General features: G+C 73.3%; 12 protein-coding genes. 7 read left to right on the plus strand and 5 right to left on the minus strand.

The features are described 5' to 3' along the window. Positions 1–28: 28 nt before the first annotated feature. The 3 genes from AB0472_RS13325 to AB0472_RS13335 all read left to right on the plus strand — a co-directional run bounded on the left by AB0472_RS13325 (position 29) and on the right by AB0472_RS13335 (position 3,068). The gene (locus AB0472_RS13325) at positions 29–1,159 is read left to right on the plus strand and encodes an acyl-CoA dehydrogenase family protein (RefSeq protein WP_366356078.1); all 1,131 of its coding nucleotides are present in this window, start codon (positions 29–31) and stop codon (positions 1,157–1,159) included. 6 nt (positions 1,160–1,165) lie between these two features. Then, positions 1,166–2,038 (plus strand): acyl-CoA dehydrogenase family protein, encoded by an 873-nt coding sequence (locus AB0472_RS13330; RefSeq protein ID WP_366356080.1) that lies wholly within the window; start codon positions 1,166–1,168, stop codon positions 2,036–2,038. A gap of 553 nt (positions 2,039–2,591) precedes the next feature. After that, positions 2,592–3,068 carry an ATP-binding protein gene (locus tag AB0472_RS13335; protein ID WP_366356149.1) on the plus strand — a complete coding sequence of 159 codons (477 nt, stop codon included), beginning with the start codon at positions 2,592–2,594 and terminating at the stop codon, positions 3,066–3,068. 318 nt (positions 3,069–3,386) lie between these two features. Here AB0472_RS13335 and AB0472_RS13340 read toward each other — a convergent pair whose 3' ends face one another. After that, positions 3,387–4,322, minus strand: a complete 936-nt coding sequence (locus AB0472_RS13340) for a cyclase family protein (protein ID WP_366356081.1) — start codon at positions 4,320–4,322, stop codon at positions 3,387–3,389. An 86-nt stretch (positions 4,323–4,408) separates the two neighbouring features. Here AB0472_RS13340 and AB0472_RS13345 point away from each other — a divergent pair, with 86 nt between their 5' ends. The 3 genes from AB0472_RS13345 (at position 4,409) to AB0472_RS13355 (ending at position 7,970) form a co-directional block, all read left to right on the plus strand. Continuing rightward, positions 4,409–5,323: an SDR family NAD(P)-dependent oxidoreductase gene (locus tag AB0472_RS13345; protein ID WP_366356083.1), complete on the plus strand. Its 915-nt coding sequence runs from the start codon at positions 4,409–4,411 to the stop codon at positions 5,321–5,323. Between the two features lie 443 nt (positions 5,324–5,766). Beyond that, positions 5,767–6,921: an acyl-CoA dehydrogenase family protein gene (locus tag AB0472_RS13350; protein ID WP_366356085.1), complete on the plus strand. Its 1,155-nt coding sequence runs from the start codon at positions 5,767–5,769 to the stop codon at positions 6,919–6,921. Then, positions 6,921–7,970, plus strand: a complete 1,050-nt coding sequence (locus AB0472_RS13355; protein WP_366356087.1) for a Zn-dependent alcohol dehydrogenase — start codon at positions 6,921–6,923, stop codon at positions 7,968–7,970. The genes AB0472_RS13350 and AB0472_RS13355 overlap by 1 nt, the downstream gene beginning before the upstream one ends. A 75-nt stretch (positions 7,971–8,045) precedes the next feature. Here AB0472_RS13355 and AB0472_RS13360 read toward each other — a convergent pair whose 3' ends face one another. Next, entirely contained in the window at positions 8,046–9,092 is a 1,047-nt protein-coding gene (locus AB0472_RS13360; RefSeq protein WP_366356089.1) for a helix-turn-helix domain-containing protein, read from the minus strand. A gap of 71 nt (positions 9,093–9,163) precedes the next feature. On the opposite strand from AB0472_RS13360, the gene AB0472_RS13365 reads away from it, so the two are divergent. Beyond that, positions 9,164–10,477, plus strand: coding sequence for an MFS transporter (locus tag AB0472_RS13365; protein ID WP_366356090.1), 1,314 nt, complete (start codon positions 9,164–9,166; stop codon positions 10,475–10,477). A 25-nt stretch (positions 10,478–10,502) separates the two neighbouring features. Here the strand turns inward: AB0472_RS13365 and AB0472_RS13370 are convergent, their stop codons facing one another. From AB0472_RS13370 to AB0472_RS13380, 3 genes are all read right to left on the minus strand, one after another. Further along, entirely contained in the window at positions 10,503–11,111 is a 609-nt protein-coding gene (locus AB0472_RS13370; protein ID WP_366356092.1) for a flavin reductase family protein, read from the minus strand. Positions 11,112–11,172: 61 nt separating this feature from the next. Then, positions 11,173–11,955, minus strand: a complete 783-nt coding sequence (locus tag AB0472_RS13375; RefSeq protein ID WP_366356094.1) for an enoyl-CoA hydratase-related protein — start codon at positions 11,953–11,955, stop codon at positions 11,173–11,175. Beyond that, positions 11,955–14,192, minus strand: a complete 2,238-nt coding sequence (locus tag AB0472_RS13380; protein ID WP_366356096.1) for an acetate--CoA ligase family protein — start codon at positions 14,190–14,192, stop codon at positions 11,955–11,957. Before AB0472_RS13380 ends, AB0472_RS13375 begins: the two co-directional genes overlap by 1 nt. Positions 14,193–14,220: the final 28 nt, after the last annotated feature.

Raw genomic sequence — 14,220 nt, forward strand, 5'->3', positions numbered from 1 at the left:
ATCATCAGCTCCGTGGGGGTGTCTGCCGGTGGACCTGTCCTACACGCCCGAGGAGGAGGACTTCCGGGCGCGGCTGCGGGAGTGGCTCGCCAAGGTGCTGCCCGGCCTCCCGCCGAAGCCGAAACCGGAGGACTGGCCGGGCCGCCGCGCCTACGACCTCGGCTGGCAGCGCACGCTGTACGACGCCGGGTACGCCGAGGTCCACTGGGACGCGTCCCCCACCGTGCGGCTGATCTTCCTGGAGGAGACCGAGAGGGCCGGAGCGCCCTACGTGGGCGCCAACTTCGTCGGTCTGCTGCACGCCGGCCCCACCGTCGCCGCCGAGGGCACCGAGGCGCAGCGGGCCCGCTGGCTGGGGCCGATCCTGCGCGGCGACGAGGTGTGGTGCCAGGGCTTCAGCGAACCGGACGCCGGCTCCGACCTGGCCGCGCTGCGCACGCGCGCGTGGCGGGACGGCGACGACTACGTGGTGAGCGGGTCCAAGATCTGGACCTCGCACGCGGAGGTCGCCGACTGGTGCGAGCTGCTGGTGCGCACGGACCCGGAGGCGCCCAGACACCGGGGCATCACCTGGCTGGCCATGCCCATGGACGCGCCGGGCATCACCGTACGGCCGCTGCGCACGCTCGCCGGGTCCCACGAGTTCGCCGAGGTGTTCCTCGACGAGGTGCGGGTGCCGGTGGCCAACCGGGTGGGCGCCGAGAACGACGGCTGGCGCGTCACCATGGTGACCCTCTCCTTCGAACGCGGCACCGCCTTCGTCGGCGAGGTCGTCGCCTGCCGCCGGGTGCTCGGCGACCTCGCGCGTGCGGCGCACGCGAACGGCACCTGGGACGACCCGGAACTGCGCCGCCGCCTCGGCCGCCTGCACGCCGAGTTCCGGGCGCTGTGGCGGCTCACCCAGTGGAACGTCAGCGAGGCGGAGGGCCGGGGCGTGCCGGGCGTCGGGGGCTCTGTCTTCAAGCTGCGCTACTCGCACGCGCGCCAGGAGCTGTACGACGCGGCGGCCGCCGTGCTCGGGCCGGACGCGCTCGACCTGGACCGGCCGTGGGTCCTCGACCGGCTCTCCTCGCTCTCGTACACCATCGCGGCCGGGACCTCGCAGATCCAGCGGAACATCGTGGCCGAGCGGATCCTCGGGTTGCCGAAGGGGCGGTGAGCTGACGTGCGGTTTCAACTGACCCGCGACCAGGAGGCGGTGCGGGAGGGCATGCGGGAGCTGCTCGGGCGCCGGTTCGACGGCGCGGCGCTGCGGGCGGCGGCCGGCGGGCCGGCGCGTCTCGACCGGGGCCTGTGGCGGGAGCTGGGGGCCGCCGGGTTCTTCGCGCTGCGGCTGCCGGAGGCCGACGGCGGGGTCGGACTCGGGCTGCCGGAGGCCGTGTTGGTGTTCGAGGAGGCGGGGCGGGCGCTGCTGCCCGGCCCGCTGCTGGCCACCCACCTCGCGGCCGCCGACGTGCCCGGCGCGGCCACCGGGGAGGCCGTGGTGGCCCGCGTGGACGGCGGTCCGGTGGAGTGGCTGGCCGAGGCGGACGCGGTGACCGGGGACGCGTCGGGGGCCGTGCCGGTGCGCTCGGTGGATCCGTTGACGCCCCTGCACCGGGTCCCGGCGCCGGTCTGCAGGCCGCCCGACCCGGTCGCCGTGCTGCTCACCGCCGCCGAGCAGCTCGGCACGGCCACGCGCGTGTGCGAGCTGGCCGTGCAACATGCCCGCACACGCGTGCAGTTCGGCCGGCCCGTCGGCGCGTTCCAGGCGGTCAAGCACCTGTGCGCCGACATGCTGGTGCGCGCCGAGACCGCGCGGGCGGCCGTCTACGCCGCCGCCGTCACCGCCGACCCCGTGGACGTCGCGGCGGCCCGGCTGCTCGCCGAGGAGGCCGCGGTGCGCGGCGCCCGGGACTGTCTCCAGGTGCACGGCGGGATGGGCTTCACGTGGGAGTCGGAGGTGCATCTGCATCTGAAGCGGACATGGGTGCGATCACAACGTGCTGGAGCGAGCACGCAGAGTGAGGAAATGCTTGCCGCGGAGCTGCTCGGCTGAGCGTTCGAAACGCCTCTGGCCTGCGAAATCATGGGTCCGGGCGGGTCCGATGTCGCGGATTGTGGCATACCGGCATCACTGAGCGTTGATACCGGGTTGTGTCCAACGCGTGACTCGTCACGGCCTGGAGTCGGCTGTCCCCTCGGGTACCTTCTGTGGGATGCGAGTGGTTCCGAGGACGAGCCATGCCGGCGGTGCCGTCGAAGCGGCCCCGCCGCTCGGGGTGCGTACCGTCACTCGCAGGGCAGTAAGGGCTTTCACCCCCGCTTGTTCGACTTCCCGCCGCGAGCGTCGCACAGTATGCCGCAGGCGTACTCCTTCGCGCTGGAATATGCCCGAAGCGCTTGTTGGGGTGACTGTACGTCAACCATGCTGTCGCGTAAGGGAATCACGTTCCGTGACCGTTGCTCTGGCCGTTGTTCTGGCCATGCAGAAAATGGCTACGATCGTGGCCCTCGCCGTCCTCGTGGTCGCGACCCTCGTCGTGGCCCCGGCTCGGCGCGGGTTCATGTGTCCGCCGGTTCGGATGGTGTGAGCGGTGCAGGTGCTTCAAGTGCAGCTGGAGATCCGGCCCGACCCCACGGAGGTGGGACGGGCCAGAAGGTGGGCTCGCTCGCGCCTCGCCGGGTCCGGCATAGCGGCGGACGAGCCGCTGGCCGAGACGCTGATCCTGCTCGTCTCGGAGCTGGTCACCAATGCCGTGGTGCACACGGGCTGTCCGGCCGTGCTGCGGCTCTCGCTGCCGGGCGCGGACCGCGGCGGCGCCGACGTGTCGGCCACCGTACGGCTGGAGGTCGCCGACGCCAGCGACCGCGCGCCCGTGCCGCGGTGCGCCGACGGCGACGCGACCGGCGGCCGGGGCCTCGCCCTGGTCGACGGGCTCGCCGACCGCTGGGGGTGGAGCCCCGAAGGCGCCGGCAAGCGCATCTGGTGCGAACTCGACCGCTGTTCGGAGTCCGGGCAGGGCGCTGCGGTGGCCTGTGAGGGCGGACTGGCCTCGTTCGAAGGGCTGGCCTTCGAGGCGGTGTGATCCCGGTGTGCGGTCATGCGCCGGGGGTTTGCATCCGTGCGCGCCCATGGCGAACCGGGGCATAAGTCGTATAACTCCGTAAGGGTGTTGACGCCTTGTGACCGTGTACTCACGCTTGAGGTCTGCGATTCGCCGCGAGGGGACGGCGAGGGTCTGGCTGACGGACGCCCTCGTCGCGTGTGGGTCGAGCCGGACGGTGGCGCGCGGGGCCGGGCTCGGGGCGGGCCGGTGCGCGCAGCCGTCCGGATGTGGGGGGAATGGGGGAGGGTCGGTGTCACGCCCCCGCGGGCGTGACACCGGCTTCCGGCGGGGCGCCGTTCAGAGGACGGCCACGGGGGCGACCGGGGTGCCCGTCGCCCCGACGAACGGCTCGGGCATCGCCGACAGCAGGAACGCGTACCGGCCGGTTTCTCCACAGGCTGTGGACAACTCTTCGAGGTTCCAGTTCTGCCCCTGCAGCATCCCCATCTCCACGAGGTCCAGGGCGTGCACGGGCAGCCACAGGTCCTCGATCTCGGGCGGGAAGATCTCGAACGTGAGGGTGTCGTTCGCGACGGCGGCCACGTCGCGCGCGTGGAACCACTCCGGGGTGTGCACGGAGAGCCCCGGCGACGGGTAGCCGTACCCGTGCCTGTCCCCGGCGAGGTACACCTGCACCTGCCCGGTCCGCACCAGGACGATGTCCCCGCCGCGGACCCGCGTCCCGGCCAACTCCTCGGCGGCGTCCAGGTCTTCCGGAGTGACCGGGTGGCCGCCCGCCAGCCGGTCCACGCCCCGCGCCCGGGCCACGTCGAGCAGCACCCCGCGTGACACGATGTGCCGCGCCTTGTCGATCCCGGCGAACTCGGCACCCCCGTGCGCGGTCACCGTGCCCGCCGGGCGGCCGTTGTACAGCTTCCCGGAGTGCGAGACGTGGGTGAGCGCGTCCCAGTGGGTGCCGGCCTGCAGCCCCATGGTCACGGCGTCGTCGCTGCACGCGACCGTCCCGGGGCCGAAGAGCTCCTGGTTGATCTGCACCATGGCGTGCAACGGGTTGACCCGCCCGGGGATCATCCCGGTCTGCACCCCGTCCTCCCGGAGCGGCAGGGCGAGCGGCACGCGCCGCCCGCTTCGGACGGTCGCCGCGGCCTCCCGCACCACCTCGTCCGTGATCAGGTTCAGCGTGCCGATCTCGTCGTCGGTGCCCCAGCGCCCCCAGTTGTTGACGCGCTTGGCGATGTCGTGGAACGCGGGATGAAGCGCCGGCAGTGACATCTGGGTCCTCCCCAGGCCTTGTGTCCGCACATCTGACGGGTCATAAAATCTAACGGTCCGTCAGAAACCGCGGGAAGGGGCCGGGCGTGGGGAACTTCTTGGCAGGCAAGGTCGTCGCCGTGACCGGCGCCGGCCGCGGGATCGGGCGGGCCGTGGCGCTGGCGGCGGCGGCCGAGGGGGCGAAGGTCGTCGTCAACGACTACGGCGTCGCGGTCGACGGTGCCTCGCCCACCAGCGAGGTCGCCGAGGGCGTCGTCAAGGAGATCGAGGCGGCGGGCGGGGACGCGGTCGCGGTCGCCGACGACATCTCCACGATGGCGGGCGGGCAGCGGGTCGTGGACACGGCACTGTCGTCGTACGGCCGGCTCGACGGGGTCGTGTGCGTGGCGGGGATCCTGCGCGAGCGGATGCTGTTCAACATGGCCGAGGAGGAGTGGGACCCGGTGGTCGCCACCCACCTCAAGGGCACGTTCACGGTGTTCCGGGCGGCGTCGGCGGTGATGCGTGCCCAGCGCGCCGGCACGCTGATCGGCTTCACCAGCGGCAACCACCAGGGGTCGGTCTCGCAGGCCAACTACAGCGCGGCCAAGGGCGGGATCATCTCCCTGGTCCGCAGCGCGGCACTCGGCCTGCACAAGTACGGGGTGACCGCGAACGCGGTGGCGCCGGTGGCCCGGACCCGGATGTCGGCGGGTGTGCCGACGGAACTGACCGAGATCGGCGAGCCGGAGGACGTGGCCGCGTTCGTGGTCTACCTGCTGTCGGACGCGGCGCGGGACGCGGAGGTCACCGGGCAGGTCTACACGGTGGCCGGACCGAAGATCGCGGTCTGGGCCCAGCCGAGGGAGCTGCGCGCCGCGTACGTCGACGGGGGGTCCTGGACGCCGGAACGGATCGCGCAGGCGCTGCGGGGGAGCGTGGGGACGGATCCGATGCCGATGCTGGCGCGGCTGGCGGCGATGGAAGCGGCCGCACGAACCGGAAGCCGGCCGAACGCCTAGGGGGCCGGGGGTGCGGCGAGTGGGCGGGTGCAGCGCCGTCGTGGCCGCTCGCGCGGTTCCTCGGGCCCCTGAGGGGGGTGCGCGGTGTGTGGGTGGGTGCGGTGCGGTCGTGGTTGTTCGCGCGGTTCCTCGCGGCCTTGAGGGGGGTGTGCGGTGCGTGGGTGGGTGCGGTGCGGTCGTGGGTGTTCGCGCGGTTCCTCGCGGCCTTGAGGGGGGTGTGCGGTTTGTGGGTGGGTGCGGTGCGGTCGTGGTTGTTCGCGCGGTTCCTCGCGGCCTTGAGGGGGTGCGGTGGGTGGGTGCGGTGTTGTCGTGGTTGTTCGGGTGGGGCCCGGCCCGCTTCCTCTCGGTCCTCTCTTCTTTCCGCCGCGACGGCGATCAGCCGCGGCGGTGGTGGCCGGCGGTTTTCGTACGGTCTCAACCCCGATGCATCTCTGGAGGTCACCGTGGATTTCGGCGTCGCGCCGGAGGATGAGGTGTTTCGCAGTGAAGTCCGGGACTGGCTCGGTGCGCATGCCGAAGTCGGTGTGGACCGGCGCAGTTGGGAGCGGACCCTGGGGGCCGACGGGTGGATCGGGATCGGGTGGGCGGAGGGCGGGTACGGGAACCGGACCGCGACGCTCACCCAGCAGGTCGCCTGGGCCGAGGAGTACGCGCGGTCCCTCGCGCCGCCGCGGTCCGGGCACATCGGGGAGAACCTGCTCGCTCCGACGCTCATCGCGCACGGCAGCGCGGAGCAGAAGGCGCGGTTTCTGCCGGCCGTCGCCGCCGGGGAGGAGCTCTGGTGCCAGGGGTACAGCGAGCCCGGCGCCGGGTCCGACCTGGCCGGTGTGCGGACCGTGGCCGTACGGGAGGCGGACGGGTACCGCATCTCCGGGCAGAAGATCTGGACCTCCCTCGCCCACGAGGCCGACTGGTGCTTCGTGCTGGCGCGCACCGAGGCGGGCTCGCGGCGCCATCACGGGCTGAGCTTCCTGCTCGTGCCGATGGACCAGCCGGGCCGCATCGAGGTCCGCCCGATCCGGCAGCTGACCGGCACCAGCGACTTCAACGAGGTCTTCTTCGACGGTGCGCACGCGCGCGTGGAGCACGTCGTCGGCGGCGACGGCAACGGGTGGCGCGTCGCCATGAGCCTGCTCGGGTTCGAGCGCGGGGTGTCCACGCTCGCCCAGCAGATCGGGTTCGCGCAGGAGCTCGGGCGGGTGGTCCGGGACGCCGTGCGGAGCGGGGCCGCCGACGATCCGGTCGTACGGGAGCGGCTGGTGCGGCTGTGGGCCGAGTTGCGGGTGATGCGGTGGAACGCCCTGCGGACGCTCGGGAACCCGGCCGCCGAGCCCGGCGCGCCCAGTGTGGCCAAGCTGCTGTGGGCCGGCTGGCACCAGCGGCTCGGGGAGCTCGCCGTGCTGGTGCGGGGCGCGGCCGCGAGCGTCGGCCCGGCCGGCTGGTCCGCCACCGCGCCGTACGAACTGGACGCCGCCCAGCACCTGTTCCTCTTCTCCCGGGCCGACACCATCTACGGCGGCTCGGACCAGGTGCAGCGCACGATCATCGCCGAGCGGGTGCTCGGTCTGCCGAGGGAACCGAAGGGGGTCGAGTCGTGATGCGCGCAGTGGTGTTCGACGGGAAACAGGTGCAGGTCGTCGACGATCTGGACGTACGGGAGCCGGGACCGGGTGAGGTGCTGGTCGCGGTGTCCGCGGCTGGACTGTGCCACAGCGATCTCTCTGTGGTGGACGGGACCATACCCTTCCCCGTTCCTGTGGTGCTCGGCCATGAGGGCGCGGGTGTGGTGGAGGCGGTTGGTGTGGGCGTCACCCATGTGGTGCCGGGGGACCATGTGGCCCTGTCCACGCTCGCCAACTGCGGCGCGTGCGCCGACTGCGACCGGGGGCGGCCCACCATGTGCCGCAAGGCCATAGGCCGCCCGCAGCAGCCGTTCCTGCGCGGCGGCCGGGCCGTGTACCAGTTCGCGTGCAACTCGGCCTTCGCGGAACGCACGGTGGTCAAGGCCGTGCAGGCGGTACGGATCCCGAAGGACATCCCCCTGACGTCGGCCGCCCTCATCGGCTGCGGGGTGCTGACCGGGGTGGGCGCCGTCCTGAACCGCGCCCGCGTCGACCGCGGCGACACGGTGCTGGTCATCGGCACCGGCGGGATCGGGCTCAACGTCATCCAGGGCGCGCGGATCGCGGGCGCGCTGCGGATCGTGGCGGTGGACGCCAACCCGGCCAAGGAGGAGGCGGCCCGGCGGTTCGGCGCGACCGACTTCCTGACCTCGACGGACGGGGTGAAGGACCTGCTGCCGACCGGCGTGGACCACGCCTTCGAGTGCGTCGGCCGGGTCGAGCTGGTCCGGCAGGCCGTCGACCTCCTCGACCGGCACGGCCAGGCCGTCCTCCTCGGCATGCCCGCGCCCACCGCCGAGGCGTCCTTCGCGGTCGCCTCCCTGTTCCTCGACAAGTCCATCCTGGGCTGCAGGTACGGCTCCTCCCGCCCGCAGCACGACATCGCCCGCTACGCCGGTCTCTATCGCCAGGGCAGCCTGCTGCTCGACGAGCTGGTGACCGAGACGTACCCGGTGGAGGACTTCGAGAAGGCCCGCGCCGACGCCGAGGCGGGCCGGGTGGCACGGGGGGTGCTCACGTTCTAGGCAACGCACCCGCGGTCCTCCACAGCCCCGGGAAGATCTTTTGTGCCCGGTCCGGTCGGACGGCGGGCCAGGGGGTCAGTGCGGGGTGCCGACGGCGTCGGGGCTGTCGGTGTCGGTGTCGGTGTCGGTGGAGGGTGTCGTGGTGCGGAAGGTGCGGCGATAGGCGGTCGGGGTGACGCCGAGCGCCGCCTGCAGGTGCTGGCGCATCGACTGGGCGGTGCCGAAGCCGGCGTCGCGGGCCACCTGGTCTACGGAGAGGCCGGTGGACTCCAGGAGGTGGCGGGCGCGCTCGACGCGCTGCTGGGTGAGCCACTGGCCGGGGCTGACGCCGGTCTCCTCGCGGAAGCGGCGCGTGAAGGTCCGTACCGACATGGCCTCCTGCTCGGCCATGTCCCGTAGCTGGATGGGCTCGTGGAGGCGGCCCAGCGCCCAGGCGCGCGCCGCGGTGGTGGTGGCGACCTGGGGGTCGGGGACCGGGCGGTGGATGTACTGGGCCTGGCCGCCGTCCCGGTGCGGGGGGACGATGGTGCGGCGGGCGACCTCGTTGGCGACGGCCGTGCCGTGGTCGCGGCGGACCATGTGCAGGCACAGGTCGATGCCGGCGGCCACCCCGGCGGAGGTGAGGATGTCGCCGTCGTCGATGAACAGGACGTCCGCGTCCACCTCCAGCCGCGGGAACAGCCGCTGGAGGTGGTCCGCCTCGGCCCAGTGCGTGGTCGCCGGGCGGCCGTCCAGGTAGCCGGCGGCCGCCAGGACGTAGACGCCGGTGCAGATGGAGGCGAGCCGGGTGCCGGGGCGGATGTGGGCGAGGGCGGCGGCCAGTTCGGGGGTGAGTACGCCCTGTTCGAAGACCGGGCCCAGCTCGTACGAGGCCGGGATGATCACCGTGTCGGCGGTGGCCAGCGTCTCGGGGCCGTTGGGGACGTGGATCGCGAAGTCGGCGTCGGTGTCGACCGGGCCGGGCGGGCGGACCGAGCAGGTCACGACCTCGTAGAGGTGGCGCCCCTGCGCGTCCTTGGGGCGGCCGAAGATGCGGTGCGGAATGCCCAGCTCGAAGGGGAGCAGACCGTCGAGGGCGAGGACGACGACGCGGTGCGGGCGGAATCCGGGGCCACTGCTCATGGCCCGATCCTAGCGAATGATGTCCTCTCGGCCACTCGATGGAGTGAGCCGGTTGGCCGGATATTTATGGCGTGACCCAGACAACCGAAGCCGCAACCGCCCTCACCGAGGGCCCGAAGCCGACCCGGTCGCCGCGCATCCACCGCGCCTGGTTCGTCGCCGCCGTCACGTTCGTCACGATCATCGGCGCGGCCGCCTTCCGTTCCCTGCCCGGCCTGCTCATCGACCCCCTGCACGCGGAGTTCGGCTGGTCGCGCGGCACGATCGGCGCGGCCGTCTCCGTCAACCTCGCGCTGTACGGGCTCACCGCCCCCTTCGCCGCCGCGCTGATGGACCGTTTCGGCATACGCAGGGTGGTGGCCGTCGCCCTGACCGTCATCGCGATCGGCTCGGGCCTGACCGTGTGGATGACGGCGGCCTGGCAGCTGATGCTCTGCTGGGGCCTGCTGGTCGGCCTCGGGTCCGGCTCGATGGCGCTCGCCTTCGCCGCCACGGTCACCAACCGCTGGTTCACCACCCGGCGCGGCCTGGTCAGCGGCATCCTCACCGCCGCCTCCGCCTCCGGCCAGCTGATCTTCCTGCCGCTGCTGTCCTGGATGGTCGAGACGTACGACTGGCGCCCGGCCGCCGTCACCGTCGCCCTCGCCGCCCTCGCGGTCGTCCCCTTCGTCTGGCTGCTGCTGCGCGACCACCCGGCCGACGTGGCCCAGAAGCCGTACGGGGCGACCGAGTTCGTACCGAAGCCGGCGCCGGTCACCGGGGCCGCGCGCAGGACGGTCGGGGTGCTCCTCTCCGCCGTCCGCACCGGGCCGTTCTGGCTGCTCGCCGGCACCTTCGCGATCTGCGGGGCGTCCACCAACGGCCTGATCCAGACCCACTTCGTGCCCGCCGCCCACGACCACGGCCTGCCGGTCACCACGGCGGCCTCGCTGCTCGCGGTCATCGGCGTCTTCGACGTCGTCGGCACGGTCGCCTCCGGCTGGTTCACCGACCGCTTCGAACCGCGCCGCCTGCTCGCCGTCTACTACGCCCTGCGCGGCGTCTCGCTGCTCTTCCTCCCGATGCTGCTGGGCCCGTCGCTGCACCCCTCGATGATCTTCTTCATCATCTTCTACGGCCTCGACTGGGTCGCCACCGTCCCGCCCACCCTGGCCCTGTGCCGGGAGCAGTACGGCGAGGACAGCGCCATCGTCTTCGGCTGGGTCCTCGCCTCCCACCAGGTCGGCGCGGCCCTCGTCGCCTACCTCGGCGGCGTCGCCCGCGACGTCTTCGGCACCTACGACATGGTCTGGTACGCCTCCGGCGCCCTGTGCGCGGCGGCGGCCCTGATGGCCCTGGTGATCCGGCGGCGGCCGGCGGTCGCGGTTCCCGCCCTGGTCGTCTAGGACCCGGCGCCGGCCGCCGGCTTGGCTAGGCGCCCAGCGTGCCGAACCGCCCCTGGTGGAACAGCAGCGGTCCGCCGGGGGCCTCGCCCGTGCCCAGCGCGTCGACCCGGCCGACCACGATCAGGTGGTCGCCGCCCGTGTGGACCGCGTGGACCGTGCAGTCGATCCAGGCGGCGGCGCCGGTCAGCCGGGGGGAGCCGGAGACCGGGGCCGCGTCGTGGGTGACGCCGGCGAACTTGTCCGCGCCGCTCACCGCGAAGGCGCGGCACAGCTCGCCCTGGCCCGCGCCGAGGACGTTGACGCAGAAGACCCCTGCCCGGGCGATGCGCGGCCAGGTGGCCGACGTGCGGCCGACCATGAAGCAGACCAGGGGCGGGTCGAGGGAGAGGGAGGAGAACGACTGGCAGGCGAAGCCGGCCGGGCAGGACTCGCCCTCGGCGGCCGGCGCGGTGATCACGGTCACCCCGGTCGCGAAGGCGCCGAGCACGCGCCGGAACTCCGTCTGCTCGACCGGCGCCCGCTCGTCCGCGCGCACGCACCGCAACTCCGGCCGCGGCAGCGACTCCACGGGCCCCGCCGCGGGGACCGACCTCAGATAACGGACGGCAGCCGCGGCCGCCCCTGCGTGTCCCATCACCTCTTCATTGAAAGTGACGGGGCGTCAGATGGGAAGAGGCGGGGGCCTGATATCACCGTCATCGGCCCTGGAAACCGGGGTTCCTGCGCTCCACGAAGGCCCGTACCCCCTCCTGGGCGTCGCGGGACGTCATGTTGATCTCCTGGGCGGCTGCCTCGGCGGCGAAGGCGGTCGTTCGGTCGGTGTCGAGGGACGTGTGGAGCAGGTGCTTGGTCAGGGCCAGGGCGCGGGTGGGGCCGGTGGCCAGCCGGGCGGCCCAGTCGCGGGCCGTCCTGGGCAGGTCGGCGTCCGGGACGACCCGGTTGACCAGGCCCAGGCGTTCGGCGTCCGCGGCGGAGAGCGCGTCGCCGAAGAACATCAGCTCCTTGGCGCGGTGCAGGCCGATCAGGCGGGGGAGCAGGTAGGCGCCGCCGCCGTCGGGGACCAGGCCGCGCCGCACGAACACCTCGATGAAACGGGCCGACTCGGCGGCCAGGACCAGGTCACAGGCGAGCGCGAGGTGCGCGCCGAGACCGGCGGCGGTGCCGTTGACGGCCGCGATCACCGGCTTCTCGCAGTCGAGGACGGCGGCGACCAGCCGCTGGGCGCCGAGCCGGATGGTGCGGGCCACGTCCCCCGGCACGCGCTCGCCGGTGGCGGTGCCGCGGAGGTCGGCGCCCGCGCAGAAGCCGCGGCCGGTGCCGGTGATGACCACCGCACCGATCCCGGGGTCCGCGGAGGCCTCGCCGAGCAGGTGGACGACGTGGTCGCGCTGGTCGGGGGTGAGGGCGTTGAGGGCGTCGGGGCGGTCGAGGGTGAGGTGGGCGACCCGCTCCGCGGTCACGTACCGGACGGTGTCCATCAGCGGCACACCGCCAGCGCGTCCAGCGCCACCGCGCCCTGCCCCTGCTCCAGCACCATCAGCGGGTTGATGTCCAGCTCGGCGAGCTGGTCGCCGAGTTCCAGGGCCATCCGCTGGACCCGGAGGACCACCTCGACGAGGGCGTCCAGATCGGCCGGCGGGCGGCCCCGCACCCCGTCCAGCAGGGCCCGCCCGCGCAGCTCGGCGAGCATGTCCCGGGCCTGGTCCTCGCCGAACGGCGGCACGCGCACGGCCGCGTCGTGCAGGACCTCCACCAGGACCCCGCCGAGCCCCACGGTCACCGTCGGCCCGAACAGGTCGTCGTGGGTGACCCCGACCACCATCTCCACACCCCGCTCCACCATCTGGCAGACCAGCACGCCGTCCAGGGCGACCCCCTCGTAGCGGGCGATGTCCGTCAGGTCGCGGTACGCGTCGCGGACCTGGCTGGCCGAGGTCAGGCCGATCTTCACCAGGCCCAGCTCGGTCTTGTGGGCGATCTGGCCGCCGGACGCCTTCATCACCACCGGGTAGCCGACCAGCCCGGCCGCGCGCACGGCCGCCGCCGCGCTGGTCACCAGCTGCTCGCGCGGCACCCGGATGCCGTACGCGCGCAGCAGCTGCTTCGCCGCGTGCTCGCTCAGCTGCTGGCCGGGCCGCATCAGGGCGAGCGCCTTGCGGTAGGAGGGCGAGGGAGTGCGCGGGGCCTCGTCGAAGGGGGAGCGGTAGTCGTTCACGAAGCGGTGGTGGTCGAGGTAGGCGCGGACGGCGGTGAGGCAGTTGCCGACCGTGCGGAAGGTGGCCACCCGGGAGGAGCCGAGCAGGACCTCGCGATAGGCGGTCTCGGTGCCGACCGGCGACCCCCACACCACGCACACCAGCTTGTCGGTCGCCTCGGCCGCGTCGACCAGGTCCTGGACGAGCCTGTCGCTGAGCGGCGGGAAGGGACCGGTGATCGGGCAGACCAGCACCCCGACCTCCGGGTCGGCGAGGATCGCGTCGATGATCTTCCGGCCGCGCCAGTCGCCCACCGGGTGCCCGCCGTTGTCGACCGGGTTGGCAACGCTCAGGTACTCCGGTATCCACTGGTGCAGCTCGGCCTGCCGGGCCCCGGACAGCACCGGCAGCTTCAGGCCCAGGCCGGCGGCCAGGTCGGCGACGTGGGCGCCGGTGCCGCCCGAGATCGAGTAGACGACCACCCCGTCGGCGCGCGGCGCCCGCGCCCGGGCCAGCAGGGCCGCGGTGTCCTGGAGTTCGTCCAGGCCGTCGACGCGGATCACGCCGTACTGGCGCAGCGCCGCGTCGACCACGTCGTCCGCGCCGGTCAGCTTGCCGGTGTGGGAGGCGGCGGTGCGGGCGCCGGCCTCGGTGCGGCCGACCTTCACGGCCACCACCGGCACCCGGCGGCGGGCCGCGCGGTCGGCGGCGAGCAGGAAGGCGCGGCCGTCCTTGAGGCCCTCGACGTAGCAGGCGATGGCGCCGACCTCGGGGCGCTCGGCGAAGTAGGAGATGAAGTCGGCGGTCTCCAGGTCGGCCTCGTTGCCGGTCGGTGCCCAGTGCGAGAGGCGGATGCCGAGTTCCTGGGCGGCGAACACCGGTCGGCCCTGGTGCCCCGACTGGGTGATCAGCGCGATCGCCGGACCTTCCAGGTCGTCGCGGAACCGCTCGAAGGCGTTCAGGTTGGTGTTCGGGCCGAGCAGCCGGAGCCCGGAGCGCCGTACGGCCGCCGCGAGGCGGGTCTGGGCCGCGGCCCCCTCCTCGCCGGTCTCCGCGAACCCGGAGGCGAAGGCGACGGCGAACCTCACCTTCGCCTCGGCCAGTTCCTCGATCACCGGCAGCGGGTCGGCGACCAGCAGAACGGCGAGGTCGACCTGTTCGGGCAGGTCGGCGACGGAGGGCACGCAGTCGATGCCGAACACCGAGGGCCGGGACGGATGCACCGGGTGCACCCGGGCCCCGACCCGCCCGGCCCAGTCGAGGAGCTGCCGGGTGATGCCGGTGTTGGGCCGCCCCTCGGCGTCCGAGGCGCCGATCACGGCGACGGACTCGGGGCGGAAGAACCTGTCCAGATCCGGTACGTCCGCGAACAGCGGCCGTCCGCTGACGTCCAGCGCGTCCGCGTCGCCCGCCTCGGCCGTGCGGCCGTGGACGGCGGGCCCGGGACGCTGCTCACCGCAGGCGATGACCCGGGCCCGGCGGGAGTCGGTGGTGAGGGTGCCGTGGGTTGATCCAAGCATCGTTCCGCCCGCTCCTGTGTGACAGCTC

The organism is Streptomyces sp. NPDC086777 (assembly GCF_040702065.1).
Lineage (GTDB): Bacteria > Actinomycetota > Actinomycetes > Streptomycetales > Streptomycetaceae > Streptomyces.

Coding starts and splice junctions, on each gene's coding strand:
- AB0472_RS13340 (WP_366356081.1), bottom strand. CDS start 4,322: ATGTCACTGCCGGCGCTTCATCCCGCGTTCCACGACATCGCCAAGCGC.
- AB0472_RS13355 (WP_366356087.1), top strand. CDS start 6,921: ATGCGCGCAGTGGTGTTCGACGGGAAACAGGTGCAGGTCGTCGACGAT.
- AB0472_RS13360 (WP_366356089.1), bottom strand. CDS start 9,092: ATGAGCAGTGGCCCCGGATTCCGCCCGCACCGCGTCGTCGTCCTCGCC.
- AB0472_RS13370 (WP_366356092.1), bottom strand. CDS start 11,111: ATGGGACACGCAGGGGCGGCCGCGGCTGCCGTCCGTTATCTGAGGTCG.
- AB0472_RS13375 (WP_366356094.1), bottom strand. CDS start 11,955: ATGGACACCGTCCGGTACGTGACCGCGGAGCGGGTCGCCCACCTCACC.
- AB0472_RS13380 (WP_366356096.1), bottom strand. CDS start 14,192: ATGCTTGGATCAACCCACGGCACCCTCACCACCGACTCCCGCCGGGCC.